This window comes from Sanguibacter antarcticus, assembly GCF_002564005.1.
Classification (GTDB): domain Bacteria; phylum Actinomycetota; class Actinomycetes; order Actinomycetales; family Cellulomonadaceae; genus Sanguibacter; species Sanguibacter antarcticus.
On record NZ_PDJG01000001.1, the window covers coordinates 1,637,766 to 1,663,631 of the forward strand.

Annotated in this window: 21 protein-coding genes and 1 tRNA gene; 9 read left to right on the forward strand and 13 right to left on the reverse strand. The window is 70.7% G+C overall.

Going from position 1 to position 25,866, the window contains the following annotated elements:
* Positions 1–134: 134 nt before the first annotated feature.
* Together ATL42_RS07435 and ATL42_RS07440 are read right to left on the reverse strand one after the other, a co-directional pair.
* Positions 135–629, reverse strand: a complete 495-nt coding sequence (locus ATL42_RS07435) for a pyridoxamine 5'-phosphate oxidase family protein (RefSeq protein ID WP_098454805.1) — start codon at positions 627–629, stop codon at positions 135–137.
* Positions 629–1,255 (reverse strand): mycothiol-dependent nitroreductase Rv2466c family protein, encoded by a 627-nt coding sequence (locus ATL42_RS07440; protein WP_098454806.1) that lies wholly within the window; start codon positions 1,253–1,255, stop codon positions 629–631. The genes ATL42_RS07435 and ATL42_RS07440 overlap by 1 nt, the downstream gene beginning before the upstream one ends.
* Before the next feature lie 198 nt (positions 1,256–1,453).
* On the opposite strand from ATL42_RS07440, the gene pepN reads away from it, so the two are divergent.
* A complete protein-coding gene (gene pepN / locus ATL42_RS07445; RefSeq protein WP_098454807.1) occupies positions 1,454–4,006 on the forward strand; it encodes an aminopeptidase N in 2,553 nt (850 codons plus the stop codon).
* Positions 4,007–4,098: 92 nt separating this feature from the next.
* Here the strand turns inward: pepN and malQ are convergent, their stop codons facing one another.
* Entirely contained in the window at positions 4,099–6,225 is a 2,127-nt protein-coding gene (malQ, locus tag ATL42_RS07450) for a 4-alpha-glucanotransferase (protein WP_098454808.1), read from the reverse strand.
* Positions 6,226–6,324: 99 nt separating this feature from the next.
* On the opposite strand from malQ, the gene ATL42_RS07455 reads away from it, so the two are divergent.
* The gene (locus ATL42_RS07455) at positions 6,325–7,416 is read left to right on the forward strand and encodes a mechanosensitive ion channel family protein (RefSeq protein ID WP_098454809.1); all 1,092 of its coding nucleotides are present in this window, start codon (positions 6,325–6,327) and stop codon (positions 7,414–7,416) included.
* Positions 7,417–7,529: 113 nt separating this feature from the next.
* Here the strand turns inward: ATL42_RS07455 and ATL42_RS07460 are convergent, their stop codons facing one another.
* Entirely contained in the window at positions 7,530–7,760 is a 231-nt protein-coding gene (locus ATL42_RS07460; protein WP_098454810.1) for a PTS sugar transporter subunit IIB, read from the reverse strand.
* Between the two features lie 637 nt (positions 7,761–8,397).
* Here ATL42_RS07460 and ATL42_RS07465 point away from each other — a divergent pair.
* Genes ATL42_RS07465 through ATL42_RS07475 form a run of 3 tightly spaced genes read left to right on the forward strand, consistent with a single transcriptional unit; the run spans position 8,398 to position 10,778 of the window.
* Complete coding sequence (locus ATL42_RS07465; protein ID WP_098454811.1) at positions 8,398–9,429, forward strand: LacI family DNA-binding transcriptional regulator; 1,032 nt, start codon at positions 8,398–8,400, stop codon at positions 9,427–9,429.
* Between the two features lie 7 nt (positions 9,430–9,436).
* Positions 9,437–9,838, forward strand: coding sequence for a globin (locus tag ATL42_RS07470; RefSeq protein WP_098454812.1), 402 nt, complete (start codon positions 9,437–9,439; stop codon positions 9,836–9,838).
* A gap of 28 nt (positions 9,839–9,866) precedes the next feature.
* Positions 9,867–10,778 carry an acyl-CoA thioesterase gene (locus ATL42_RS07475; protein ID WP_425443211.1) on the forward strand — a complete coding sequence of 304 codons (912 nt, stop codon included), beginning with the start codon at positions 9,867–9,869 and terminating at the stop codon, positions 10,776–10,778.
* Here ATL42_RS07475 and ATL42_RS07480 read toward each other — a convergent pair.
* The 8 genes from ATL42_RS07480 to ATL42_RS07515 form a co-directional block, all read right to left on the reverse strand.
* Positions 10,748–11,287 (reverse strand): acyl-CoA thioesterase, encoded by a 540-nt coding sequence (locus ATL42_RS07480; protein ID WP_098454813.1) that lies wholly within the window; start codon positions 11,285–11,287, stop codon positions 10,748–10,750. The genes ATL42_RS07475 and ATL42_RS07480 overlap by 31 nt on opposite strands.
* A 36-nt stretch (positions 11,288–11,323) precedes the next feature.
* Positions 11,324–12,937 carry a GTPase gene (locus ATL42_RS07485; protein WP_245862280.1) on the reverse strand — a complete coding sequence of 538 codons (1,614 nt, stop codon included), beginning with the start codon at positions 12,935–12,937 and terminating at the stop codon, positions 11,324–11,326.
* Positions 12,934–14,925, reverse strand: coding sequence for a GTPase domain-containing protein (locus ATL42_RS07490; protein WP_098454814.1), 1,992 nt, complete (start codon positions 14,923–14,925; stop codon positions 12,934–12,936). The genes ATL42_RS07485 and ATL42_RS07490 overlap by 4 nt, the downstream gene beginning before the upstream one ends.
* Before the next feature lie 47 nt (positions 14,926–14,972).
* Complete coding sequence (gene ettA / locus ATL42_RS07495) at positions 14,973–16,655, reverse strand: energy-dependent translational throttle protein EttA (protein WP_098454815.1); 1,683 nt, start codon at positions 16,653–16,655, stop codon at positions 14,973–14,975.
* A 213-nt stretch (positions 16,656–16,868) separates the two neighbouring features.
* Positions 16,869–17,465, reverse strand: coding sequence for a single-stranded DNA-binding protein (locus tag ATL42_RS07500; protein ID WP_098454816.1), 597 nt, complete (start codon positions 17,463–17,465; stop codon positions 16,869–16,871).
* Between the two features lie 99 nt (positions 17,466–17,564).
* Positions 17,565–19,127, reverse strand: a complete 1,563-nt coding sequence (locus ATL42_RS07505) for a P-loop NTPase family protein (RefSeq protein WP_098454817.1) — start codon at positions 19,125–19,127, stop codon at positions 17,565–17,567.
* A gap of 23 nt (positions 19,128–19,150) precedes the next feature.
* The gene (locus ATL42_RS07510) at positions 19,151–20,809 is read right to left on the reverse strand and encodes a dynamin family protein (RefSeq protein ID WP_143556712.1); all 1,659 of its coding nucleotides are present in this window, start codon (positions 20,807–20,809) and stop codon (positions 19,151–19,153) included.
* Between the two features lie 111 nt (positions 20,810–20,920).
* Positions 20,921–20,996 (reverse strand) — tRNA-Arg (locus ATL42_RS07515).
* 104 nt (positions 20,997–21,100) lie between these two features.
* Here ATL42_RS07515 and rnhA point away from each other — a divergent pair.
* The 4 genes from rnhA to ATL42_RS07535 are packed head-to-tail and all read left to right on the forward strand — an operon-like array spanning position 21,101 to position 25,050.
* Entirely contained in the window at positions 21,101–21,586 is a 486-nt protein-coding gene (gene rnhA / locus ATL42_RS07520) for a ribonuclease HI (protein ID WP_098454819.1), read from the forward strand.
* 1 nt (position 21,587) lies between these two features.
* Entirely contained in the window at positions 21,588–23,120 is a 1,533-nt protein-coding gene (locus ATL42_RS07525) for an AMP-binding protein (RefSeq protein ID WP_098456419.1), read from the forward strand.
* Between the two features lie 9 nt (positions 23,121–23,129).
* On the forward strand, positions 23,130–23,897 hold the full coding sequence (gene map, locus ATL42_RS07530; protein ID WP_098454820.1) for a type I methionyl aminopeptidase: 768 nt from the start codon (positions 23,130–23,132) through the stop codon (positions 23,895–23,897).
* Between the two features lie 22 nt (positions 23,898–23,919).
* On the forward strand, positions 23,920–25,050 hold the full coding sequence (locus tag ATL42_RS07535) for a thiolase family protein (protein ID WP_098454821.1): 1,131 nt from the start codon (positions 23,920–23,922) through the stop codon (positions 25,048–25,050).
* Here the strand turns inward: ATL42_RS07535 and ATL42_RS07540 are convergent.
* A complete protein-coding gene (locus tag ATL42_RS07540) occupies positions 25,047–25,799 on the reverse strand; it encodes a phosphatase PAP2 family protein (RefSeq protein ID WP_098454822.1) in 753 nt (250 codons plus the stop codon). The two genes, ATL42_RS07535 and ATL42_RS07540, sit on opposite strands and share 4 nt — an antisense overlap.
* Positions 25,800–25,866 lie beyond the last annotated feature (67 nt).

Genomic DNA, 25,866 nt, shown 5'->3' on the forward strand with positions numbered 1-25,866 from the left:
CCGAGCTCCTCACGATTGGACAGTGCGGAGCCGTCTCACCCGCTCCGGGCGCTCAGCATGTCATGCTCGGAGAGGCCACGCCCACACGGTGCAGCGCTCTCCGAGCCCGCGGAGCCGCCGCTGCGCGCCCGTCCTCAGTGCTCGTGCGCGCCGTGCCCGGACCTCCAGCGCGAGGTCTCGAGCGGCCCGTGCTCGACGACCGGGGCCGTCGACCGCACCGTGCGCAGCCGCACGAGGAACACGTCCGTCGACGCGGCGAGCCCGCTGTGCGCCAGGAGGTCGTCTCGAGCATCGCCGCCGACGAGGTCGACAGCCAAGCCTCCGACCCGCGCGTCGCCGACCGTCCCGTCTCCAGGGTTGGAGTGCAGGGCGAGCCGGGCATCGGCGCGCAGGTCACGAGCCTTGTGCGAGCCAGGAGGCGCGGCGATCCACAGCTCGTCGCGCCACCAGCCCACGCTCGCACCGCTCACCCGGGGAGACCCGATGATCGTCAGCGTGGCGAGCACGTGCTGGCTGTGCGCCTCGAACCGCTCCCGGACCTGGTCAGCAAGGTCCGGCGCCTCGCGGACGAACGTCCCCCAGCTCACGCCGGAGCGCCCCGGGTCGTGCGCCGGGGCGCTGTGCACCATCAGTCGAACACCGGTCCCTGGGTGCGGGTGCGCTTGAGCTCGAAGAACCCGGGGGTCCCGGCGACGAGGAGGCAGCCGTCCCAGAGGAGGCCGGCAGCCTCGCCCTTGGGCGCCGGAGTGACGACAGGACCGAAGAACGCGACGTCGTTGAACGCGACGACCGGCGTACCGACGTCCTCGCCCACCTTCTCGATGCCTTCGGCGTGGGACGCCCGCACCTCCGCGTCGTACGTGTCCTTCTCGAAGTGCTCGATGAGCTCGGCCGGCAGGCCGACCTCCGCGAGCGCCTCGGCGACGGCATCGCGTCGGTCAGCACGCCCGCCCGGGTGGAAGCGTGTGCCGATCGCGTCGTAGAGGGGCTTGACGACGTCCTGGCCGTGCTCGATGCGTGCTGCCGTGACGACCCGGACCGGGCCCATCGCGTCGGCGAGAGCCTTGCGGTAGTCCTCGTCGAGCTCACGGCCTTCGTTGAGGACCGCGAGGCTCATGACGTGCCAGCGCACGGTCACGTCGCGCACCTGCTCGACCTCGCCGATCCACCGGCTCGTCATCCAGGCCCACGGGCAGAGGGGATCGAACCAGAAGTCTGCGACGGATCCGGTGTTCTCGAGGGCAGAGGTCGTCATGGTGCTCCTAAGCGTCAGAGGGCGTGCGGGGTGCTCCCGAGGACTGACAACGCACCGACCTGGCACTCCATTCCCAAGAGTGCGTGAAATGATCGGTCTCGGCCATGATCAGGCCACCACACGCGGTGCTCGACGGCGCACCCGCTCACCAGCGGGGACCTCTCTCCCGGTAGCACCCTCAGAACCGAGGAGGCGTCCGTGCCCGGACAGAACCTGACCCGCACCGAAGCAATCGAGCGCGCCGACATCGTCGCAGCGCAGTCCTACGAGATCTCCCTCGACCTCACGACCGGTCCGACCACCTTCGCGTCGACGACGACCGTGCGGTTCACCGCACGACCGGGCGCCGCGACGTTCATCGACCTCGTCGCCCCGACGGTGCACTCCGTGCGCCTCAACGGCCGAGACCTCGAGCCGGCCACCGTGTTCGCCGACTCCCGCATCACGCTCACCGACCTCGCGGCGGACAACGAGCTCGTCGTCGTCGCCGACGCGGCCTACACGAACTCCGGCGAAGGCCTCCACCGCTTCGTCGACCCGGTCGACGGCGAGGTCTACCTCTACACGCAGTTCGAGGTTCCTGACTCACGTCGCGTCTTCGCGGTGTTCGAGCAGCCTGACCTCAAGGCGACCTTCCAGCTCACGGTGACGGCCCCGTCTCGGTGGCACGTCGTGAGCAACCAGCCGACGCCCGAGCCGGTCGCCGCCGGGACCGACGTGGCGACGTGGACCTTCGAGCCCACCCCGCGCATCTCGTCGTACATCACCGCGCTCGTCGCCGGACCGTACGTCGTCGAGCGCTCGGAGCTCACGAGCCGCGACGGCCGCGTCGTCCCCCTCGGCGTCTTCTGCCGCGCATCGCTCGCGGAGTTCCTCGACGCCGACTACATCTTCGACAAGACGCGCCAGGGCTTCGCGTTCTACGAGGAGAAGTTCGACTACGCCTACCCGTTCGACAAGTACGACCAGCTGTTCGTCCCCGAGTTCAACGCGGGCGCCATGGAGAACGCGGGCTGTGTGACGTTCACGGAGACGTACGTCTTCCGGTCGAAGGTCACCGACGCGATCAAGGAACGACGCGTCGTGACGATCCTCCACGAGCTCGCCCACATGTGGTTCGGCGACCTCGTGACCATGAAGTGGTGGAACGACCTGTGGCTCAACGAGTCCTTCGCCGAGTGGGCCTCGACGCTCGCCACGGCTGAGGCGACGGAGTGGACGCACGCGTGGACGACGTTCGCCTCCATGGAGAAGAGCTGGGCGTACCGTCAGGACCAGCTCCCGTCGACGCACCCGATCGTCGCGACGATCAACGACCTCGAGGACGTCCAGGTCAACTTCGACGGCATCACCTACGCCAAGGGTGGGTCGGTCCTCAAGCAGCTCGTCGCCTGGGTCGGTATCGACGCGTTCATGGCCGGTGTCGCCCGATACTTCGCGAAGCACGCGTACGGCAGCACCGAGCTCTCCGACCTCCTCGTCGAGCTCGAGGCGACGAGCGGTCGCGACCTGTCCGGATGGGCGAAGGCCTGGCTCGAGACCGCCGGCGTCAACACGCTCCGCCCCGAGATCGAGGTCGACGAGAGCGGGACCATCACGACCTTCGCCGTGCTGCAGAGCGCGCCGCAGGACTACCCGACGATCCGCCCGCACCGCCTCGCGATCGGCTTCTACGACATCGACGCCACCGGCTCGCTCGTCCGCACGCACCGCGAAGAGCTCGACGTGGACGGCACCCGGACGGACGTCCCCGCGCTCGTCGGGCGCGCCCGTCCCGCGATGGTCCTCCTCAACGACGACGACCTCGCCTACGCGAAGGTCCGCCTCGACGACACGTCCCTCGCTGTCGCTACCGAGCACCTCTCAGACATCGCCGACCCGCTCGCACGGGCTCTCGTCTGGGGTTCCGCCTGGGACGCGACGCGCGACGGCGAGACGCCTGCGAGCCTCTACGTCCGCCTCGTCCTCGGGAACATCGCGACCGAGAGCGAGTCGACCACGATCCGGACGACCCTCGCTCAGCTCGCGCTCGCTGCACGCAGCTACGTCGCCCCGTCGGCGCGCGCCGCGACGGTGGCGACCGTCGGCGACACCCTCTGGGCGCTCGCCCTCGAGGCCGTCGCCGGTTCCGACGCCCAGTTCCAGCTCGTCAAGTACTTCGCGAGCATCGCCAGCACGGACGTCCACCTCGACGCCCTGCAGTCGCTCGTCGACGGCACGATCGAGCTCGACGGGCTCGTCATCGACACCGACCTGCGGTGGGAGCTCCTCGACGGGCTCGTCGGTGGAGGGCGCGCCACGCAGGCCGACATCGATGCAGCCCTCGCTGCCGACAGCACGGCGAGCGGCCAGCAGGCTGCTGCGCGGGCGACCGCCACGCTGCCGACGCCAGAGGCCAAGCGGGCCGCGTTCGACTCGCTGGTCCTCAGCGACACGGCGCCGAACGCGATCGTCCGGGCGACGACGCTCGGGTTCCTCCACGTGAGCGACCCGACGGTCCTCGCACCGTTCGTCGAGCTGTACTTCGACGCGATCGAGCGACTGTGGGAGGAGCGGAGCTACTCCATCGCCGAGACCCTCGTCGAGGGCCTCTTCCCGGCGCCCCTCGCCGACGAGTCGCTCCGTTCTGCGACGCAGGGCTGGCTCGACACCCACCCGGACGCGGCACCCGCGCTGCGCCGGCTCGTCATCGAGAGCCTTGCCGGGGTCGAGCGAGCGCTCGCCGCACAGGCGGTCGACGCGCGCGCCTGAGCCGGAGCGCCTGACACGACGGCCCGCTGGTCCGGTTCTGAAGAACCGGGCCAGCGGGCCGTCGTGGTGTCCAGGTCGTGTCCGGGAGAGGCCTACTCGTTCATGACTGCGGCGAGCGACCGGAGCCGAGCGTTGTCGAGAAGGTCCTCGAGCAGCACAGGGTTGCCGGACGGGTCCCCCAGCGGGACCTTCCAGTTCGGGTACTCCTGGTCCGTGCCCGGCTGGTTCTGCGCCCGGCGCTCACCGACCGCATCAGCGAGCGAGACACCGAGCAGGAGCGCCGGTGTCGCCTTGACGTACCGGTGGAGCGCCTCGACGAGCTCACGCTCGGACGGATCGTCGTCGACGAGCCCCCGCGCAGCGAGCGCCAGGATCATCTGGTCGCGCTCCTGGCGTGCTTGCTGACGCACGAGCTGCAACGGCTCCGTGAGGAGGCCCAGCCGCTCACGGATCTCGACGTGCTCTCCCGCGAGGTACCCGGCCGTCGGTGGAAGGTCGTGCGTGGTCACCGTCGTCAGTGCGAGAGGCCTGAAACCCTCAGGCCGCATCGGACGATCGCCTGCCTCCTTCTCGAACCACAAGACGGACGTCCCGAGGATCCCGCGCTCCGCGAGGTAGCCCCGCACCCACGGCTCGAAGAGACCGAGGTCCTCACCGATGACCATGGCGCCAGCACGCTGTGCCTCCAGGCACAAGATCCCGATGAGCGCGTCGTGGTCGTAGCGCACGTACGCACCCTGGTCGGCGGGATTGCCCTCTGGGATCCACCACAGGCGGAAGAGGCCGATCACGTGATCGATCCGCAGCGCGCCTGCATGGCGGAAGATCGTCCGCAGGAGGTCGCGGTACGCCGCGTACCCGGTGCGGGCCAGCTCTTCGGGGTGCCACGGCGGCTGCGACCAGTTCTGTCCCTGCTGATTGTACATGTCCGGAGGTGCACCGACACCGATGCCCTTCGCCAAGACGGTGCCGAGCGCCCAGGCGTCCGCTCCCTCCGGGTGCACACCCACGGCGAGGTCGTGCATGATGCCGATGGTCATCCCGCCCTCGAGCGCGGCACGCTGGGCCTGCTCGAGCTGGAGGTCGGCCACCCACTGCAACCAGCAGTAGAAGTCGATCTCCGCGGACAGCTCGACACGCAGCGCGCCGGTCGCCTCGCTCGTCGGATCGTGGAGCTCGCTCGGCCACTCCTGGCCGGCGAAGTGGTCTGAGAAGGCGCACCAGGCTGCGAAGTCCTCGAGGCCGGGCCCCTGGGACGCTCGGAACTCCGAGAGCGCCGTCTCGCGCGCAGCGGACCGGGGCGCCTCGAAGATCACACGCAGGGCGGCCTTCTTCGCGTCCCATGCGGAGTCCCTGTCGATGGGACCGGGGTCGGTGCTCATCTCACGCACCCCGTCGGCCGACCACTCGATGAGCGACCGGTCGGCGGCAGAGAGGTAGGCCGTCTCCCGGATGTCTTCGACCCGCAGGTACAGCGGGTTGATGAAGCGCCTGCTCGAGGGCAGGTACGGGGACGGCGTCATCGGCGTCGACGGCTCGGCTGCTGCGACCGGGTTGATGAGCAGGAAGTCCGCTCCGAGCGAGCGTCCGGCGAGCCATCCGAGGTCAGCGAGGTCAGCGAAGTCACCGACCCCCCACGACTGGCGGGAGCGGACCGAGTACAGCTGGGCCATGAGGCCCCAGGCACGGAACTCCTTGAACGACGCAGGGAGCTCGAGGCGGTCCGGTGTGACAGCGAGCGTCGTGCGGGTCTGCCCGTCGGGCGTCCGCGCACGGATCTCGTGCCATCCGAGCGGCAGGTCGGCAGGGATCTCGAAGACGGCACGGCCGATCGACCGACCGTCGACGACCCTCGGCTCCGTGTAGACGTCGAGCTGGGAGAGCTCGTAGGCGCCTCGCTGCGACTCGAGCTCAATCCACACCTCGACGGGGACGCCGTCTGTCACATAGACGGGCAGCTCGACGGAGCGACCACGGCGCACGACGACCGTCGGCGGCAGCATCCGCCGCCACTGGGCGTCCGCTGCGCTCGCCAGCGCGACGTCGACCCGTTCTGGCGTCGTCGCGTCGACCCCCATGGCACGGAGGACCGCGACGAGTGTGTGAGCCGCGACGTCTTGTTTCTCACCGTGGAATCCCCAGTGGTCGGGAGAGATCCCGTGCGCGCGAGCAAGATCGACGAGAGCAGGGGAAGGAACAGGATGTTCGACGGGGGCCACGTGTGAATCCTGCCAGAGTACGAGGCATAGAGCACCAGATACGTCCGACGAGCTTGGACGGATATGTGTCGAGAAGCGACAGATCGGTAGTCTTCGGCCATGATCATCTCCGACGACCCTCCCGCGCCCTTCGACCCCGGGAGCGTCGACTCGTGGCTCGAGTGGTTCGTCGGAACCCCGCTCCGGCTCCTCCTCACGCTCACGGTCGGTCTCGTCGTGCTGTTCGTCCTGCGCAGGCTGATCAAGACCGTCAGCGACCACATCGCGGACGGCACGCTCATGAACAGGCGAGGGCTGCGCGAGCTGGGAGCAGCGGATCTCGGACCGGCGTTCTTGCGGCCGAGCCCGGTCGTCGCTGCCCGCCGGATGCAGCGTGCTCGGACGATCGGTTCGGTCCTGCGATCGACGACGACGCTCGTCGTCGGCGCGATCGTCGTGCTCATGATGCTCTCCGACATCGGCGTCAACATCATGCCGCTCGTGGCGTCGGCTGGTGTGGTGGGCGTCGCCCTAGGATTCGGCGCGCAGAGCCTCGTCAAGGACTTTCTCTCGGGGACCTTCATGCTCCTCGAAGACCAGTACGGCGTCGGGGACACCGTGACGTTCGGCGCCGTCTCCGGGACGATCGAGGCGGTGGCGCTGCGGGTGACGAAGGTGCGAGACATCGACGGCACGCTCTGGTACATCCGCAACGGTGAGATCACCAGCGTCGGCAACCGGACGCAGGGGTGGGCCCGCGCGGTCGTCGACGTGCATCTGCGCTTCGACACGAATATCGGCGAGGTGCGCCGGCTCCTCGAGCGTGCCGGGGAGACCGTCAAGAACGACCCCGTCATCGGCACATACCTGCAAGAGGACCCCGAGGTGATCGGGATCGAGGCGCTCACCGCCGAGTCCGTGCTCATGAAGGTCCGTGCGAAGACAGACCCCGCGATGCAGTGGAGCGTGGCACGTGCCCTGCGAGAAGCCGTCCGGGAGGAGCTCGAGGCTGCGGGGGTCTCGCTGGCGGCGAGCCAGCAGACCGTCCTCATCAACAAGCGTGAGTCTGCGGAGACCACCGCTACGCAGCCCTCCTCCTCCGGATCCTCCGGATCGTCCGGAACTGCGGTTCCGGTGGCGAGCCAGGTGGACGGCAGCGTCGGAGCCACTCCCACGCCGGTCGAGGAAGCGACGGACGTGCAACGGCACTGAGCGCCACCAGGCTGGGTGCGGCCGCGCTGAGTGCGGCCGCGCTGAGCCGGGACGTCCGCGGCCGAGTCAGCGACGGACGTCCGCGGTGTCCGGACGTCAGCTCCGAGAGGAGCTCAGCGCAGGGCGTCGATCTCCGCAGCGAGCGCGTCGGCCTCGGGGCCGACGATGACCTGCACGACGCGACCCGACCGGACGACCCCGAACGCGCCGGTCGCCTTGAGACCCGTCTCGTCGACGAGGTCAGGGTCCGTCACCTCGACGCGCAGGCGGGTGATGCACGGCTCGAGGTCGACGACGTTGACCTGACCGCCGAGGGCCGCGAGGATCTGCTGGGCCTTGCTCATGGATGGGGCTCCTGAAACTTGATGATCGTCGATCGGTGACTGGCATTCAAGAGTAGACGGCTCCGGCGCTGGTCGCGGCGAGACGCACCACCGCGTGCACCACAGGTGCCACGACGGTGGTGCGTCTGCCCCACCGTGCCGGGCTGCACTCTCTCGCAGACCCTGGCTTCCGACCTCCGACACGGCCGCCCCCTGCCCGGCCGTGTCACCTTCAATCATCCTCCTGTGACGTCTGACACGCTCGCGACGCTCGCGACGACGTCGCGCGGCGCGGGCCATGATCGGCAGGTTCGACCACACCTCGACAGCACCTCACACGCAGACCGTCCGACGGTCCGGCACCAGACCTGTCCTCCCGCCGGCCAGCGGAACCTCAGCACAGGAGCGTGCATCACTGCAGGTGATGGCTCTGCACGCTACCGCCAGGCTACTCTGGTCAGGCGACCAGGCCGCGGCCTGCCGACGACCTCCCGGGCTCATCGCGACGTCGTCGAACGACGCCATCTCCCCCGCACCCACCGACGATCTCGCACAGGAAGTTCACCCGCTCCGTCCAGCGGGGACGGGCCCTGCTCGCCCGTCGGGCGTACCATCCACGCAAGCCCCAGGCCGAGAACAACGACACGAGCGAGGACGCATGGGACCAGCAGCCGTGACGATCGCGACGATCGCTGAAGCAGCGGGCGTCTCTGTTCCGACCGTCTCCAAGGTGCTCAACGGTCGTGCGGACGTCGCCCCTGCGACCCGTGCGCGGGTCGAGGCTCTCATCGACGAGCACCACTACCGTCGTCGCCGAAGCTCGCCGCCGCCTCGCGCCCAGATGATCGACCTCGTCTTCCACGAGCTCGGCAGCGCATGGGACATGGAGATCATCCGCGGCGTCGAGAAGGCCGCCCGCGAAGAAGGCGTGAGCGTCGTGCTCGCCGAGTGCGGCGGCGCTGCCAACCCGCGCCAAGAGTGGCTCGACAGCGCGCTCGCCCGCCGCCCGCTCGGAGTCGTGCTCGTCTTCTCCGACCTCGATCACCCTCAGCGGCGCCAGCTCGAGGCACGCAGCATCCCCAGCGTCGTCGTCGACCCGGTGGGCGAGCCGTCGCACGAGGTCCCCGCGATCGGAGCGACCAACTGGAGCGGAGGTCTCGCCGCCACACGGCACCTGCTCGACCTCGGGCACCGCCGGATCGCCATGATCAGCGGTCCGGTGCGAGCCTGGTGCAGCCGCGCCCGCACGGACGGCTACCGCGCAGCCCTGGAGGACGTCGGGATCACGCCGTCCCCTGAGCTCGTGCGCCACGGCGACTTCAAGGTCGAGGCTGGATACCGCGAAGGTCTCGCGCTGCTCCGGCTCCCCGACCGCCCGACCGCCGTCTTCGCCGGGAGCGACCTCCAGGCCCTCGGCCTGTACCGCGCCGCAGCGGAGATGGGTCTGCGGATCCCCCAAGACCTGTCCGTGGTCGGGTACGACGACCTGCCTGTCACCCAGTGGATCGGTCCCCCGCTCACCACCGTCCGGCAGCCCTTGGCCGAGATGGCCGACCACGCGACGCGGCTCGTCCTGCAGCTTGCCCGGGGCGAGAGCCCTGCCAGCACGCGGATCGACCTCGCGACGAACCTCGTTGTGAGAGAGAGCACCGCACCGCTGGGACCGGACAAGCACCGTTCTTTGGGATAGTGGACCTGTGACCGAACCGACCCCCGACGCCCGCGACCCGTTCTACGACCTCGTCGGCGGGCACGAGACCTTCGTCCGGCTCGTCGACCTCTTCTATGCGGGTGTCGCGCACGACGACGCTCTGCGCGAGATGTATCCCGAAGACGACCTGGGCCCCGCGAAGGTGCGCCTGACGCTCTTTCTCGAGCAGTACTGGGGCGGGCCCACGACGTACTCCCAGCAACGCGGCCACCCGCGTCTGCGCATGCGCCACGCCCCGTACAAGGTGAACCCGGAGGCGCGCGACCGGTGGCTCACCCACATGCGCGCAGCAGTCGACGGCCTGGGGCTCGCCCCGCTCCACGAGGCGACGCTGTGGGACTACCTCGAGCGCGCAGCCCATTCCCTCATCAACACGTTCGACGAGTAGGAGCACCGTGTCCGACACCACCCCCCGCCTGCCGGGCCCTGCACACCCCCGACCAGCCCCGGACCTCGCCGACATCGAGCGCGACCCGCTCGGCTACCTGCTCGAGGTGCTGCGCCTGGAGTACCACGGCGCAGAGACGGGCGAGGACGTGTATTCCGGTGCGAGCCTGCCTCAGCTCCACGGCCGCGTCTACGGCGGTCAGGTGCTCGCGCAGTCCCTCCTGGCGGCCGGTGCCACGGTGCCTGCCGGACGGCTCCCCCACTCGATGCACGGCTACTTCTTGCGCGCCGGTGACATCCACCAGCCGGTAGACCTCGCCGTCGAGCGGCTCCGGGACGGCCGGTCGTTCAGTGCACGCCGCACCCACGCGTATCAGGGCGGGAAGGCGATCTTGTCGATGATCGCCTCGTTCCAGGAAGACCAGGACGGGATCGAGCACACCTCGCAGATGCCCGATGCCCCCGACCCCGAGGACGTCACGTCGGCGCACGACGTGCTCGCGAAGATCGACCACCCGATCGCACACTTCTGGTCGCGTCAGACTGCGTTCGACGTCCGGCACGTCGACGGCTCCCTCTACCTGGCGCCGGGCGCCCAGCGCACCGACCACCAGCTCGTGTGGATGAGGTCGCGCGGGCCCGTGCCAGACGACCAGATCCTCCACCGCGCGCTCCTCGCCTACGCCTGCGACCAGATCATGCTCGAGCCCGTCCTGCGTCAGGCTGGGCACAGCTGGCAGACGCCGGGGCTGAGCATCGCCAGCCTCGACCACGCGATGTGGTGGCACCGGGACGTGCACGTCGACGAGTGGTTGCTCTACGTGCAGTCGTCGTCGTCCGCGCAGGGCAGCCGCGGGCTCGGCGCCGCCCGGGTGTTCGCCCAGGACGGGACCCTCGTGGCGAGCATCGCTCAGGAAGGCATGATCCGGGTCCCGGACTGACCTGGCTGGGGCGTCCGCCGACGGAACGTCACCGGCTCTTCGACGAACGGCTCCCACGCGGCACGCTCCGTCGGACCGAAACGTCGGGGTCGACCGGTGACAGCGTCGGTGACGACGATCATCGTCGTCGCCCGTGCGTACGGCGTCCCCGGGGTCGCCGGGCCGACCCGCCCGACGACCCCGCCGTCGTCGTGCACCTCATAGCAGACGTCGAGGCTCGCGGCACCGATCGCGCCGATCCACATCTCGACGCGCACCGGCTCCCGCGTGAAGGTCAGCGGCCGCACGTACTCGATCTCCTGACGAGCCACGAGCGTGTGCGACGTCGCAGCAGGACCCGAGTCGATGACCGCAGTCGGCCACACGTCCGCGTCGAGCGCCAGCGGGTGCCGCCAGAACGCCGTGATGCGCGCTTCCTCGAGCAGCCGGAACATCTCGACGTTGTTGACGTGCGCATACGCGTCGAGATCGGACCAGCGCAGGCGGACAGGGACATAGAGACGAGTCATAGGTCCAGTCAACCAGCGTTCCGCGTTCCGCCGGACCTACCTGCTCGCGAGGGCCGCTGCGGACCGGCACTCGTCGAGCAGGCGACGTTGCGTCCGCACCGGACCGACGACGGCCTCGTTCGCGACCAGCTCGATCTCCGCGCCGAGGCGACGGGCCGCGCGTCGGGCCGCACGGTTCGCGCCCACGAGCGCGAGCAGCCGTGCGACAAGTGCGAGAAACACCCCCGAGAGCAGACCGCCGACGACCATGAGCGTCGGGATCGGGAACCCCTCCACCTCCGGAGACGCTGGCACCGGCAGCTGTGCGTACGCCAGCACCGCGAGCCCGGCGAGCCACAGCAGACCGGCGAGCAGCACACCGAGCAGCACCCACTGGACCACCGACATGACGGCCCACCAGCGCGGGCGACGACCACCGTCCACCTCGGTGCGGGCCACCGCCTGGTCGAGAGCGTCCGGGAGGTCGTCGTCACGCAGCCGTTCCCGGGTCATGAGGACCCAGCCGGTGGGGGCACCGATCGACGCCGCGTCCACGTAGGAACGCACCGCCCGGCGGGTCCGGGCCCCCATCGCAGCGTCCGCAGGAGGCAGCGACGAGCGCGCGAGCTCCGTGTGCACCTCGCGGCGGTGGAGGTTGAGCCGGCGGAGCGGGTCGGCGCGGAAGCGACCCACCCAGCGGGTGACCGGCCACCCGGTCGCTGCACGGGCGCGCAGGAGCGCCGATCCGCGCACAGCGTCGACCACGACGTCCGCGCGCGCAGCGCGGCCGAGGGACTCCAGCAGCTCCGCGCGGACCGCCTCGAGCGGGTGGGCCCCACCGTGGCTCGTGCCGCACTCGGCGAGGACGTCGCTCGCCGCGGCGCGGACGTCCGCGAGCAACCGATCGGTCGCCGCAGCACGGTCGCGTGCGGCACGGGCGACGAGCTCGTGCAGCTCCCCCATCCCTTGTCCGGTCACTGCCGACACCCCGAGGACGACGGCCGACGTCAGCCCGTCCTGGCGCACGAGACGCCGGAGGTCTGCCAGGCACTGCTCCTGGTCGCTCGGCGCGAGACGGTCGATCTGGTTGAGCACGACCACGACGACGTCCGAGTGGCCGGCGAGCCCGCGCAGGTAGCGTTCGTGGACAGCCGCGTCCGCGTACTTCTGGGGGTCCATCACCCACACGAGGAGGTCTGCCCGCTCGACGATCCGCTCAGCGCGGACCCGGTGCTCCACGACGACCGAGTCGTGGTCCGGAAGGTCGAGCAGCACGAGCCCTGCTCGGTCCTCGCTGGACTCGACGAACGTCCGCTGGTCGACCTCGAGCCAGTCGAGGAGCGGCTCGACGACGCCGGCGCTCGGGGTGTCCCACACCGCAGCCATCGCTCGGGACGTCGTCGGACGTCGCGTGCCGGGGCTCGAGATCTCTCGGCCCGCCAGCGCATTGAAGATCGTCGACTTGCCCGACCCGGTCGAGCCTGCGAGGGACACCACCGTGTGGTCGACGGAGAGGCGAAGACGCCCGCGCGCGTGCACGGCGGCCTGCGCGCCCCGGGCGAGAACCTCCGAATCCAACCATCCTTCTCCCGCTTCCAGCGCGGACTCGAGGGCCTGGGTCCGGCGCGCAAGCTTCTCGCCCCGACGCGTCACTCCGCTGAAACGCCTCACGCTCGACCACGCCGGTCCCACAGCCTGCCGAGAAGTCCTCGCCGGGCGGGCTCCTTCTCGAGCCCGTGCGGCTGCTGGACGTCGAGCACCCTGAGGTCGGCGCCGCGCAGCCGTCCCTGCTGCGGGCCTGTCGGCTCCGCGGCCTGCTCCCCGTCCACGGAGTCCCCTTCTGGGGGACCAGGGACGGGCCGCGCCGCTGCTGCGGCGGCACGGGCGGCCCGCTCACGGTGGGAAGCCCCTTGGAGCGCCTGCGCCGCTCCACGGAGCTCCAGGCCGACAGGTGCTCCCGACCCGACCGCGTCGAGCAGCGCGACGAACCGCGCCGCCTCACGGTCCAGGGCCCGATCGACCCGTTCGAGCAGCGCTGCCTGGGCGGCCCGGGCGAGAGAGCGGACCGCGTCGTCCCCGAACACCCCCTCGAGGATCCGTTGAGCCAAGAGCGCCGACCCTCCGGCGATCCCGACCTCAGCGCCGGTGAGCCCGCCTGTCTGGGCGAACACGACGATCATGAGCGCAGCGCCGAGACCGTTCACACCGACGGCAAGGACCCGGGCGCGCCCGCGCTTGTCGGCTCCTCGCTCGCTCACGAGCGCGAGGACGTCCGACTGCCACGCCCGGATCTCGCCGGCGAGCGTGGAGCGCAGGTCGACCGACGCACGGGAGAGCTCGAGCCCGTCGAGGAGCGGGGCTCCGGCACCGTCTGAGCGCCACGCACCGTACGTGCGCTCCGCCGCACGGTCTGCTGCATCGAAGATGATCGCTTCGAGGTTCGTGCTGATCGCGACCGCCACCTTCGGCTCGGCCGGGCCGCCGCCTCGGAAGAACCCGGTGATCTTGTCGCGGACCATACCGATCCGCTCCTCGACGGCCCGCATGAGGTCACCGGTGCCGACGAAGTCTTGCCACCGGGCGAGGACCTCGCCCCGCAGCATGGTGCCGTCCGAGGTCGCGTCGGCGACGTCTCGTGCGGAGCCCGCGTACGTCTGCGTGACGATCGCGCGCAGACGGGCATCGGCTGCCACCTGCGCGTCGGCCGCGTCGGCGAGCGCCATCGTCCGGCCGGCGATGTCGTCGATCGCTCCGTCGCGGGTCGCCTCGATGACAGCGGTCCGTGACGCGGCGTCGCCACCAGTCTCGGTGAGCCACCGCGAGACAGGTGCGACGACCTGAGCAGGGAGCATGCCGTCGACGAGCGCGGTCTCCGGGACGAGGAAGACCGGCGAGCTCCCCAGCCCTTGCTCGGCGAGCATCTCGCGCAGGTGGTCGCGCACGACCTCGGCCCCCGGGTCCACCCGGTCCACGACGATCGCGACCTGGGCTCGCCGTGCGGCGCCTTCCCGCAGGAGGTCCCACGGGACCGCGTCGGCGTAGCGTGCAGCGGTGGTGACGAACAGCCAGAGGTCGGCTGCAGCGAGCAGCTGGGCAGCGAGCTCACGGTTCCCCACGACGACCGAGTCGATGTCAGGGGCGTCGAGGATCGCCAGGCCGACGGGGAGCACGTCGGTGGCGACGAGCCGGAGCGAGCGGTCTCCGACGGTGCCTGCTGCCTGCGCAGGCGCGTCGCCCTCGAGCGGCCCGACGGTCGTCGCACGGGCGAGGTGCGGAAAGATCCGTGTGGTCTGGAACCACGGAGCATCGAGCGGATGGTGCGCGAGCACCGGAGACCGGGTGGTCGGGCGCAGGGCACCGGGCGTGGTCACGTGCTGACCGAGGATCGAGTTGACCAACGTCGACTTGCCCGCGCCTGTCGAGCCGCCGACAACCACCAGGAGCGGTGCTGTGACGGCATCGATGCGCGGCAGGAGGTAGTCGTCGAGCTGGTCGAGGATCCGCTCGCGCGCAGACCGTGCGGACGAGGCCACGACGGTCTCGAGCGGCAGCGTGAGGTCGAAGACGGCGCTGCGCAGCTGGGCGAGCGCGACGGCGAGCTCGGCGACGCGGGAGGTCCCGTCGTCGCCGAGCCCGATGAGGTCAGGAGCGTCCGGCATGAGTGCAGTCTGCCGGAGAACGCCTGGTCCTACCCATCAGACGCGGCTCAGCCGCGTGTGAGCTTGCGGTGGGTCACGCGGTGCGGACGCGCAGCGTCGGCTCCGAGACGAGACAGCTTGTTCTCCTCGTAGGAGTCGAAGTTGCCCTCGAACCAGTACCAGGCCGCCGGGTTCTCGTCCGTTCCCTCGTACGCGAGGATGTGCGTCGCGACGCGGTCGAGGAACCACCGGTCGTGAGAGACCACGACAGCGCAGCCGGGGAACTCGAGCAGCGCGTTCTCCAGGGAGCCGAGGGTCTCGACGTCGAGGTCGTTGGTGGGCTCGTCGAGCAGGAGGAGGTTTCCGCCCTGCTTGAGGGTGAGCGCCAGGTTGAGCCGGTTGCGCTCTCCACCGGAGAGCACGCCAGCGGCCTTCTGCTGGTCCGGTCCCTTGAACCCGAAGGCGGCGACGTAGGCGCGGGACGGCATCTCGACGTTGCCGACCTTGATGTAGTCGTTCCCGTCAGAGACGACCTCCCACAGGCTCTTCTTGGGGTCGATCCCGCCACGTGACTGGTCGACGTAGGAGATGGAGACCGTCTCACCGATCTTCAGCTCTCCGGCGTCGAGCGACTCGAGGCCGACGATCGACTTGAAGAGCGTCGTCTTGCCGACGCCGTTGGGGCCGATGACGCCGACGATGCCGTTGCGCGGCAGCGTGAAGGACAGCCCGTCGATGAGCGTGCGACCGTCGAACCCCTTGTTGAGGTCAGTCGCCTCGATGACGAGGCTTCCCATGCGCGGTCCTGGCGGGATCTGGATCTCTTCGAAGTCGAGCTTGCGGGTACGGTCCGCCTCGGCGGCCATCTCCTCGTAGCGAGCCAGGCGCGCCTTGGACTTCGTCTGACGTCCCTTGGCGTTCATGCGAACCCACTCGAGCTCGTCGCTGAGGCGCTTCGCGAGCTTCTGGTCCTTCTTGCCCTGGACCTTGAGGCGCTCGCCCTTCTTCTCGAGGTAGGTCGAGTAGTTGCCCTCGTACGGGTAGAGACGTCCGCGGTCGACCTCGCAGATCCACTCGGCGACGTGGTCGAGGAAGTACCGGTCGTGGGTGACGGCGAGGATGGCGCCTGCGTAGGACGTCAGGTGCTGCTCGAGCCACAGGACGGACTCGGCGTCGAGGTGGTTGGTGGGCTCGTCGAGGAGCAGGAGGTCGGGCTTCTGGAGCAGGAGCTTGCACAGTGCGACGCGGCGGCGCTCTCCACCGGAGAGCACCTTGACGTCGGCGTCCGGTGGCGGGCACCGCAGCGCGTCCATCGCCTGCTCGAGCTGGGCGTCGAGGTCCCAGGCGTCAGCGTGGTCGAGAGCTTCCTGGAGGTTGCCCATCTCAGCGAGAAGGGTGTCGAAGTCCGCGTCGGGCTCGGCCATGAGCGCAGAGATCTCGTTGAAGCGGTCGAGCTTCGCCTTGATCTCGGCAACGCCCTCTTCGACGTTGCCGAGCACCGTCTTGTCCTCGTTGAGCGGCGGCTCCTGGAGAAGGATGCCCACGGTGAATCCGGGCGAGAGCCGAGCTTCGCCGTTCGACGGCTGCTCGAGGCCCGCCATGATCTTCAGGATGGTCGACTTACCGGCACCGTTCGGGCCGACGACGCCGATCTTGGCGCCGGGCAGGAAGTTCAGTGTGACGTCATCGAGGATGACCTTCTCACCGTGCGCCTTGCGCGTCTTGTACATGGAGTAGATGAACTCAGCCACTGGCTCTCTGTCCGCCTCATGATCGATTGCGCTGGAGCGGGTTCGCCTCGCGCGGGTCAGGGGGCCCGTCGCACTGGTCGCCGACAGCGTGTGCTGGGTGGTGCCGGTGGACGGGATGCTCAACGTCCCAGCCTACGCCGTTCGCGCGCCGCCCGGCTCGGGCGACCGGGTACCCGCTGGTGCGGGCGCCCGGTCGTCCGTCGACGGTGCCGATCAGCCGACGAGGCTCGGCACCCGGTCGTCGCTCACCGGGTCGCTCACCGGGTCGCTCACCGGCTCCGCGACAGCGGCCATGTCCTCGTCGTTCTCTGGCGCGGGGGTCGCGACGGCCCACGGGTCGTCGGCCGCGAGCAGGGACGACGCGTCGTCCGGAGCCTGGGTGCCGCCGACGAGACCGGGCTCGGGCTGCGCGGTGGCAGCGTCGGAGCCTGCCGCCAGCGGCCGGGCCTGCACGGTGTGGCGGAAGGTCGCCTGACCGCGAGAGAGGTCGGGGCCGAGGGCGTCTGCCTCGATGACGAACGTGGTGCGCGGGCCCTCGGGCGAGACCCACTCGTCGCTGGACAACGAGCCGTGCACGACGACGGGGTCAGACTTGCGCAACGACTCCGCCACGTTGAGCGCGGTGGTCCGCCAGGTCTTGACGGTGAACCACGTGGTCGGGCCGTCGACCCAGCGGTCCTCCGCCCGGTTGTAGAAGCGCTTGGTGCTGGCGAGCCGGAACGTCGTGAAGTCGATCCCGTTCTCGGACACGAAGTGCTTGGGCTGGGTGCCGACCCAGCCGGCGACGGTGACCTTGGTGTCTGTGCTCATGGGTCCTCCTACGGCGTCGGGAGGCGTGGTCGCTTCCCTGGTCCCGCAAGACTCACTGGTCGTGCGTCACGGCCGGAGGACCGACCAGCAACCTGTGGCTCAGACCTCCGCGACGCGCCCTGTTGACGACGAGTCTCGGGCGGAGAGAGCCGACTCCCGGACGTCCGTGTGCTCGTCGAGCACCCGCTGAGCCGGACCGACGAACTCTCGCTCGACGACCTCGCGCAGCACGGCGAGCGCCGCGTCGCGGACGATGACCGCCCGCTGCTCACCGAGCGCCGCACGCAGGCGTGCCCCCACGACGAAGGAGACGACGGTGCCGAGCACCGCCAGGATCGTCAGGATCCCGGCGAGAGCCTTCCAGACCGTCCCGAGGTCGAGGACCCCGATCGTCAGGAGGAGCGAGAAGATGCCGGAGACGACCGCCAGACCGGCGAACGACCAGCCGATCGTCCGCGCACGTCGTCCGCCGACCGAACCGGTCGTGTCGATGGTCACCGCGGAGAGCGCCGCGACGATCCGTTCCGACAGCTCGCTGTAGGTCGGGACCGCGGTGTCGACGGACTGCGCCCAGGTCGGGCGCATCGTGTCGGTGACCTTGGTGATCCATCGGCTCCTGATGACACGGACAGCAGACTCCTGCGGTGCCCGGAACCGGGGGGCGTCGGACTCACGGACGCCACCGAACCGGACTACTCCCCGGACGTCGTCGACCACCGCGGCAACACCCACCGCGACCGCGACGCGGTCGACCTCGCCCTGGACGAGGGGCGAGAGCTGCTGCAGCACGGTGGGGCGCACCTCTGCAGCGATCTTCCGGCCCTCGCGGTCGAGCTCGTCCGCCAGGCGGCTCGCAGCCACGCTGCGCTTGCTGACAGCGTCGCGGAGCGTCGCGCGCAGCTCCTCGATCCCCTCCCCCGTCTTCGCCGAGATCGTCCGCACGTCCACACCGACGAGCCCGTCCTCCTCGAGCAGCCGCGAGACGTCTGCGACCAAGGACGCCCGCCCGCCGGGCGCGACCGTGTCGATCTGGTTGAGCACGACGATCATCGACGACTCCGAGCCTGCGAGGTTGCGCAGGTACCCGGCATGGAGCGCCTCGTCGGCGTACTTCTGCGGGTCGACGACCCAGATGAGGAGGTCGACGAGCGGCAGGATGCGGTCGACGATCTCGCGGTGCGCGGGCTCGATCGAGTCGTGGTCAGGAAGGTCGAGAAGGATGAGGCCGTCGAGGCCGAGCTCTGCGTCACCGTCGAGCTCGCTGCCCCGGTTGATCCGACGCTCAGAGTCCACCGCGAGCCAGTCGAGCAGCGCGGTCGCGCTCTGGCTCCAGGCGCACGCCGTCACCCGTGCGGTCGTCGGGCGGCGGACGCCGACGTCGGCGAAGCTCAGGCGCGAGATCGCGTTGAAGGTGCTCGACTTCCCCGACCCTGTGCCGCCGGCGAGAGCGATGATCGTGTGGTCGACACCGAGCGCGAGGCGCTCGTCAGCCCCGGCCAGGACGGAGCGCGCGTGCGCGGCCACCGACGGGTCCAACCGGTCACCGGCGACCTCGAGCGCGTGACGCAGGTTGGCGACGTGGGCGGTGTAGCGCTCGCCGTCCGACGTCGTCGCCCTGGTGCGTCGCGTGCTGCGATCGCTCGGCTGGTCGGGCTGTGTCACGGGCTGCTCCTGAGGTGGCGGGGTCATGTGAGCTGTGCGAGCTCCGCGAGCCGCACGTTGGGTCCCACGGCTGCGTCGTCCGCCAGAGCAGGCACCCCGAGCGCAGCGACGACAGGTTCGATCTCCCTGCTCACCAGAATAGCGGCGCGGTCGGCAAGGTCTGCGGTGACGACCGGGACGAGCTCGCGCCCCGCGTTGCCGGTGAGCCGGACGAACAAGGCCTCGGCGGCCTCGTGCCCGACAGCGCCCGCGAGGAGCAGCGCTGTGAGCCCGCCGCGCCCGAAGGCTCGGACGGCCGCGGCGTCCTGCTTGGACGCGGCCTCGTCGATCGCGGCGGTCCGCGCACGGACGGAGTCGACCCAGGCGTCGACCTCGGCCGTCACCAGAGCGTCGGTGTTCGCCGGCCCCTCGTGCACGGCGGAGAGCTCCGATCCGCCGGGAACCGTCTCGAGCGCGGACCGCAGAGCCTGCCGGGCATCGTCGATGGCCGAGGCGAGGGCAGCGGTCGCTGCGTTGCGGACAGCCTCGGCGAGATCGGCGAGGAGCGCCTCGCGGGACCGGCCGCGCCGGGCGGATCCCCGGGCGATCCCCGACCGGGTGATCGCCTTGTCGAGACGAGCAGGGCGCACGAGGTGCGACCATCTCGACTCGACTGCACCGACGGTGAGCGCGCCGGACTCGATGGAGCGGTTGATCGTGGCGGCCACCGGCGGGAGCGCCGCCTGGGCCGCGGCGAGCATGCGCTGGCTGGTCAGGTGCTGGGCGTCGACGTGGGCTGCGAGCTCCTCCACCCATGGCGGCAGCGCGGCCAAGGAGCCGCGCAGCGTGCGGAGGATGACCGTGCGTGCACGGTCGGCGCCTCCGAGCGTGCGCAACCACCGTTCGATGGGTGCGACCGAGGCAGCAGGCAAGAGCCCCTCGTGCGGTCCGGCGTCCGGCACGACGAAGAGCGGGGTGCTGTCCATGTGATGCTCACGGAGACGGTTGAGCAGGTCTCCGCGGACTGTCTTGAGAGACGCGGACGGGGCCCGGTTGAGGACCATCGCGACCGTCGCCCCGCGCTCGACCGCCCCGGTGAGCGTGCGCCAGGGCAGCGCGTCACCGTAGCGCGCGGCCGTCGTGACGAAGAGCCAGAGGTCCGCGCCTTCGAGGAGCCGCTGCGCCGTGCGCCTGTTCTCGTCGAGGACAGAGTCGAGGTCCGGTGCGTCCAGCAGCGCGATGCCACGCGGGACGTTCGTGTTGACGACCGCACGGACCGAGGTGACCAGCGGGGTCCCGACGACGATCCCGGCATCCTGCGGGTTGTACACGACCACGGGCTCGCGGGTCGTCGGCCGGATGACGGACGCCGGCGAGATCTCCTCCCGCAGGAGCGAGTTGAGGAGGGTGGACTTCCCGGCCCCCGTCGACCCTGCGATCACGACGACCGCAGGTGCAGAGAGCTCTTTGAGCCGGGGCAGGAGGTGATCGTCGAGCTGCCCGACGAGCCGGGCCTGCTTGGCACGCGCCTCGTCGGCTCCCTCGATGTCGAGGGGGAACGAGAGCGCAGCGATGTCGCGCCGGAGATCCGTGACGATGTCGAACACGGTGAAGTGCGGTTCCACGGCGTCCGATGCGTCAGAGCCGTGGCGCCCCTGGCCGATGCTCGGTTGACGCGCTCCGGGTCCGCTGGTGGTAGTCACGGCGTAATTCTCCCGTGGATCCGGAACCAGGCCAAACGCGCGCGCCGTCGTGCGTCGACGAGAACGGCAGCGCAGGGGTGCGTGCCCCTCTCCTGCGTAGTCGACCCGGCGTGGTGCCCCCGACAGGATTCGAACCTGCGACCTAGAGATTAGAAGGCTCTTGCTCTATCCACTGAGCTACGGAGGCGTCCCCAGATCTTATGCGAGGCCCCTGCCATCGGCGGAATCGTCGCCCCGTGGGCGGCCTCGTCGGCTCGGACGCGCACGCGGGAGGCTGGAAGACTGGTGTGCATGACGCTGCCGACACCGCCCCCCGCGACCCCGCCGAACGACCAGACCGTCGTCGAGATCTGGACCGACGGAGCCTGCAAGGGCAACCCTGGGCCAGGTGGCTGGGGCGCATGGCTGTGCTCCGGCGGCCGCGAGCGCGAGCTGTTCGGCGGGGAGGAGGTCACGACGAACAACCGGATGGAGCTGACGGCCGTCATCGAAGGGCTACGGGCGCTCAACCGGCCCTGCGTGGTCAACCTCCACGTCGACTCGACGTACGTGATGAACGGCATGTCGACGTGGATCGAGGGCTGGAAGCGCAACGGGTGGCGCACCGGGGGCAAGAAGCCGGTGAAGAACATGGACCTGTGGAAGGCGCTCGACGAGGAGGTCGCTCGCCACACGATCACCTGGACGTGGGTCAAGGGCCACTCTGGGGACGTCGGCAACGAGAAGGCGGACGAGCTGGCCAACCGCGGGGTGGATGCGGTCCGCGGGACGGTGTGACGTGCCGGTCGCCCGGGAGGTGCTCGCGCACGCCCGCACAGCGCCAGGTCGCGTGGCGCTCGCTCTCGGCTCGCCTGCGGTCGCCGACGTCACCTATGCGGAACTCGCGCGCCGCGTCGGGAGCGCCGCGGCCTGTCTCGCGTCGGGCGGGCCTGGTGTCACGGGTGGTCCGGTGGGTGCCGGTGACGTCGTCAGCATCGCCGTGGGTCTTGCTGTGCCGGCTCGGCAGGACCTGACCCGCGCCTCGGAATCGCGCTCGGAACGCTGGGTGCAGACGCTCGTCGTCCTGCTGGCCACGGACCTGCTGGGCGCGGTCCCGCTCGTGTGCGACGTGGGCTGGGGCGACCACCACCGCGAGGAGGTGCTGGGGAGCGTGCAGCCCGACCGGCGGGTGTCTGTCTCCGTCCTCTGCGCCCAGACCGGCTCGCGACTGCCCGCGCAGGGGCCCGTGCCGTCTCCTCGGTCCGCTGGCCTGACGCCGGCTCCTCGGCCCGACGACCTCACGTGGGCCGGCTTCACCTCGGGCAGCACCGGCCGGCCGCGCGCGGTCGTGCGCTCACGTGGCTCCTGGACCGGATCGTTCGCGGCCGTGACCGCCCTCAGCCGCACCACCGCAGGGAGCACCGTCCTCGTGCCGGGCGACCTCTCCACGTCTCTCTACTGCTTCGGGGCTGTCCACGCGCTGAGCGTCGGTGCGACCCTGCGGCCTGCACCGGCCCCCAGCGACCTGGGACCGGGTGCCCTCGCGAGCGACGTGCTCCACGTGACGCCAGCCCAGCTCGAGACGGCACTCGACGCTCTGGACGCCCTCGACGGTGACGGCATCCCGACCAGCCGGACCGCCCTCGTCGGCGGCGCCGGGCTCGCACCCGCGGTCCGGCGACGCGCCGAGGAGACAGGCCTGCACGTCGTGGCCTACTACGGCGCGGCCGAGCTGTCCTTCGTCGCGGTGGACACCGACGGCACAGGTCTTCGCCCCTTTCCCGGGGTGGAGATCGACGTCCGCGGAGAGGGCGACCAGGACCACGGGGTCGTCTGGGTGCGGTCGCCGTGGCTCGCGTCCGGCTACCTCGCCGGGGAGAAGGGGCCGCTCCGCCGGTCCGACGCCTGGGCGACGGTCGGAGACCTCGCCGAGCCGTGCACCACCGACGGGCCGCTCGTCCTGCGGGGCCGCGGCACCGGCGCGATCGCGGTGGGCGCCGCGACGGTCCTGCCCGAGGACGTCGAGACCGTCCTCGCCACGGACCTCGGCATGGCCGAGGTGGCCGTGCTCGGCACCGCGCACCCGCGATGGGGGCAGGTGGTGACAGCCGTCGTCGTCCTCGCAGGCACGCGCGAAGACGACGAGGACGACGCGCGCCTGCTCGCACGGCTCGAGCGCCTCGCTCAGGGCACCCTCTCCGCCGCCCAACGGCCCCGCCGCTGGTTCGTCGCCCCGTCGCTCCCCCGCACGAGCGGGGGCAAGATCGCCCGTGCAGCCGTCGCCGAGGGCCTCGCGGGGTACCAGCGCCTGCGGGACGGCCCGCAGCGCTAGGCTCGTGCGGTGATCGAGATGAAGAGCCCCGAACAGATCGAGAAGATGCGCGAGACAGGTCGCGTCGTCGCCCGCGCGCTCCAGGCGATGCAGGACGCGTCGGCCGTGGGGGTGACCCTCAAGGAGATCGACGCCGTCGGCGCGGGCGTCCTCGCCGACGCCGGTGCCACGTCACCGTTCCTCAACTACCACCCGGACTGGGCTCCCACCCCGTTCCCGGGTTCCATCTGCGCCTCCGTGAACGACGTCATCGTCCACGGCATCCCGACCGACTACGCGCTCGCTGACGGCGACCTCGTGAGCATCGACTTCGGGGCTGTCCTCGACGGCTGGTGCGGCGACTCTGCACGCAGCTTCATCGTCGGGACTCCCCGACCGGGCGACCAAGACCTCGTCGACACGACGAAGGCCGCCCTCGACGCAGGGATCGCCGCGGCGCAGGTCGGCAACACGATCGGCGACATCGGGTACGCGGTGCAGAAGGTCGCGAAGAAGGCGCGCCTCGGCAACCTCGAAGACCACGGTGGCCACGGCATCGGCACCGAGATGCACATGGACCCGTTCGTCCCCAACGAGGGCCGCCGTGGCAAGGGGATGCGGCTCGCACCCGGGATGGTCATCGCGATCGAGCCCATGTTCATCGCCGACGGCCGCAGCGACTACCGTCACGACGACGACGGATGGACCTTGCGCTCGTCGCGCGGCGCTCGCGCCGCCCACTGGGAGCACACGATCGCGATCACGAAGGACGGCCCGCGGATCCTCACGGCTCTCTAGGCGCGTCCTCGTCTCCCCCACCATGATCGCGAGCTCGCCGGACGCGCCCGTCGTGGTTGCCGCACGCCGCAGCCACGTCGGCACCGTGGGTCGAGGGCACCACGACCTGCTCGCCCCCGAGCTCGCGGCACCCGTCCTGGCCGCCGTTCTCGCCGACGTCCGCGCCCACGGCGTCGGTGCCCGACCCACGGACGTCGTGCTCGGGAGCTGCACCGGCCCGCGCGGAAACATCGCTCGGATCTCGGCGCTCGCTGCTGGGCTCGGGGTCGACGTGCCCGGGGTGACCATCGACCGGCAGTGCGGCAGCGGCCTCGCTGCAGTGCTCCTGGCCGCGAGCACCGTGCGTGCCGGGGAGGCTGACCTGGTGCTCGCAGGGGGCGTCGAGAGCGCGTCGACGTCCTCCAGCACGACACAGGCAGCCTTTGCCCCCGCTGGCTTTCCGGACCCCGGGATGGGGCCGGCCGCGGACGCTCTCGCCGCCGCCCGGAACGTGAGCCGCCGACGTCAGGACGACTACGCGGAACGCAGCCATGCCCGCGTCGTCGCGGCGCAGTCCGCCGGCACCTTCGCCACGGAGACCGTGCGCATCGGTTCCCTCGACCGCGACGAGCACGCCCGCTGCCTCGACCCTGCCCTGCTCGCCCGCCTACGACCCGCTTTCACGCCGGGCGGCACGGTGACGGCCGCGTCGTCGAGCCCGATCAGCGACGGTTCCGCAGCGCTCGCACTCGTTCCCGAGCGGCTGCGCGGCGACACCGCAGGGCTCCGCATCGTCGCCGGCGCGGTCGTCGGGTGCGACCCGTCCCTCCCCGGGTGGGGCCCGGTCCCCGCGGTACGAGCGGTCCTCGCCCGCGCCGGTGTCCGCCTCGACGACGTCGCCGTCGTGGAGATCGTCGAGGCCTTCGCCGCCCAGGTCCTCGCGGTCACCGACGCGCTCGGCCTCGACGCCCTCGGCACGGACTCCGCGCGAATCTGCCCCGACGGCGGCGCTCTCGCGCTCGGTCATCCGTGGGGTGCGAGCGCGGCGGTGAGCGTCGTGCGCCTCTTCACGCGTCTCGTCCGCGGCGGAGCGCCGGCCGGGACGCTCGGGCTCGCGACGGCAGCGATCGGCGGCGGGATGGGCGTCGCGATGCTCGTCGAGGTGGTGCGCTAGCGACGCTCGGCGGGCGCAGCTGACGAGGTATCGACAGTCTCCTCGACGCCCGCGACGCGTAGCCACCGGTGCACGGCCACCACGACACCGAGGACCGCGAGAGCGAGGCTCACGGCAGCGAGGACATCGGTGACGAAGTGGTAGCCGAGGTACAGCCGGCTCACCGCGACCATCGCGACGACCACCACGCTCGCCAGCGCCCAGAGCACGAAGCGCCGCCCCGTGCGATGACGCGACCAGATGAGGTACCCGCTGACGAGCACCAACGTCGCGGCGCCGATCGTGTGGCCGGACGGGAACGAGAACGACGACTCGACTCCTGGCACCGTCATGAGCTCGTCGTCGGGGCGCGGCCGTGCGACGGCAGCCTTGATGAGGACAGAGATGCCCGTCGACAGGAGCATGGCGCCCACGAGGAGCCCAGGATCGCGCCACCTCTTCGCGATCAGTACCCAGACCAGGCACCCCAGCGCCACGATGATCGGGAGCACCACAGGCCCGAACGCGTTCGTCACCGCGGTGAGCAGGCTCGTCGAGAGACCCGTCCGCCGGTCGGAGAGCCACACGAGCACCGGCTCGTCGAGGAGCGCCAGGTCGTCCTGCTCACGGACGGCGTCGAACACCCCGAGAAACCCTCCGACACCGATCGCGACAAGAAGGATCCCCGGCGCGACCGCGACAAGGACCGGGGAGACCGAGACTCCGAGAACACGGGGGCGCGGAGCTCGCGCGAGGCGCTCAGAAGTCATCGTCCGAGGCTACCTGCGGGTGTGCGGACCGCAACCAGCGCCGGCCGCTTGCTCCCTCAGGCCGCCG

What these genes read in the sequence shown, in the direction of transcription:
- ATL42_RS07480 (WP_098454813.1), bottom strand. Translation starts at nt 11,287, where the DNA reads ATGACTCGTCTCTATGTCCCTGTCCGCCTGCGCTGGTCCGATCTCGAC.
- ATL42_RS07435 (WP_098454805.1), bottom strand. Translation starts at nt 629, where the DNA reads ATGGTGCACAGCGCCCCGGCGCACGACCCGGGGCGCTCCGGCGTGAGC.
- ATL42_RS07440 (WP_098454806.1), bottom strand. Translation starts at nt 1,255, where the DNA reads ATGACGACCTCTGCCCTCGAGAACACCGGATCCGTCGCAGACTTCTGG.
- ATL42_RS07465 (WP_098454811.1), top strand. Translation starts at nt 8,398, where the DNA reads ATGGGACCAGCAGCCGTGACGATCGCGACGATCGCTGAAGCAGCGGGC.
- ATL42_RS07460 (WP_098454810.1), bottom strand. Translation starts at nt 7,760, where the DNA reads ATGAGCAAGGCCCAGCAGATCCTCGCGGCCCTCGGCGGTCAGGTCAAC.
- ATL42_RS07540 (WP_098454822.1), bottom strand. Translation starts at nt 25,799, where the DNA reads ATGACTTCTGAGCGCCTCGCGCGAGCTCCGCGCCCCCGTGTTCTCGGA.
- ATL42_RS07455 (WP_098454809.1), top strand. Translation starts at nt 6,325, where the DNA reads ATGATCATCTCCGACGACCCTCCCGCGCCCTTCGACCCCGGGAGCGTC.
- ATL42_RS07490 (WP_098454814.1), bottom strand. Translation starts at nt 14,925, where the DNA reads ATGCCGGACGCTCCTGACCTCATCGGGCTCGGCGACGACGGGACCTCC.
- ATL42_RS07535 (WP_098454821.1), top strand. Translation starts at nt 23,920, where the DNA reads ATGATCGCGAGCTCGCCGGACGCGCCCGTCGTGGTTGCCGCACGCCGC.
- rnhA (WP_098454819.1), top strand. Translation starts at nt 21,101, where the DNA reads ATGACGCTGCCGACACCGCCCCCCGCGACCCCGCCGAACGACCAGACC.
- ATL42_RS07500 (WP_098454816.1), bottom strand. Translation starts at nt 17,465, where the DNA reads ATGAGCACAGACACCAAGGTCACCGTCGCCGGCTGGGTCGGCACCCAG.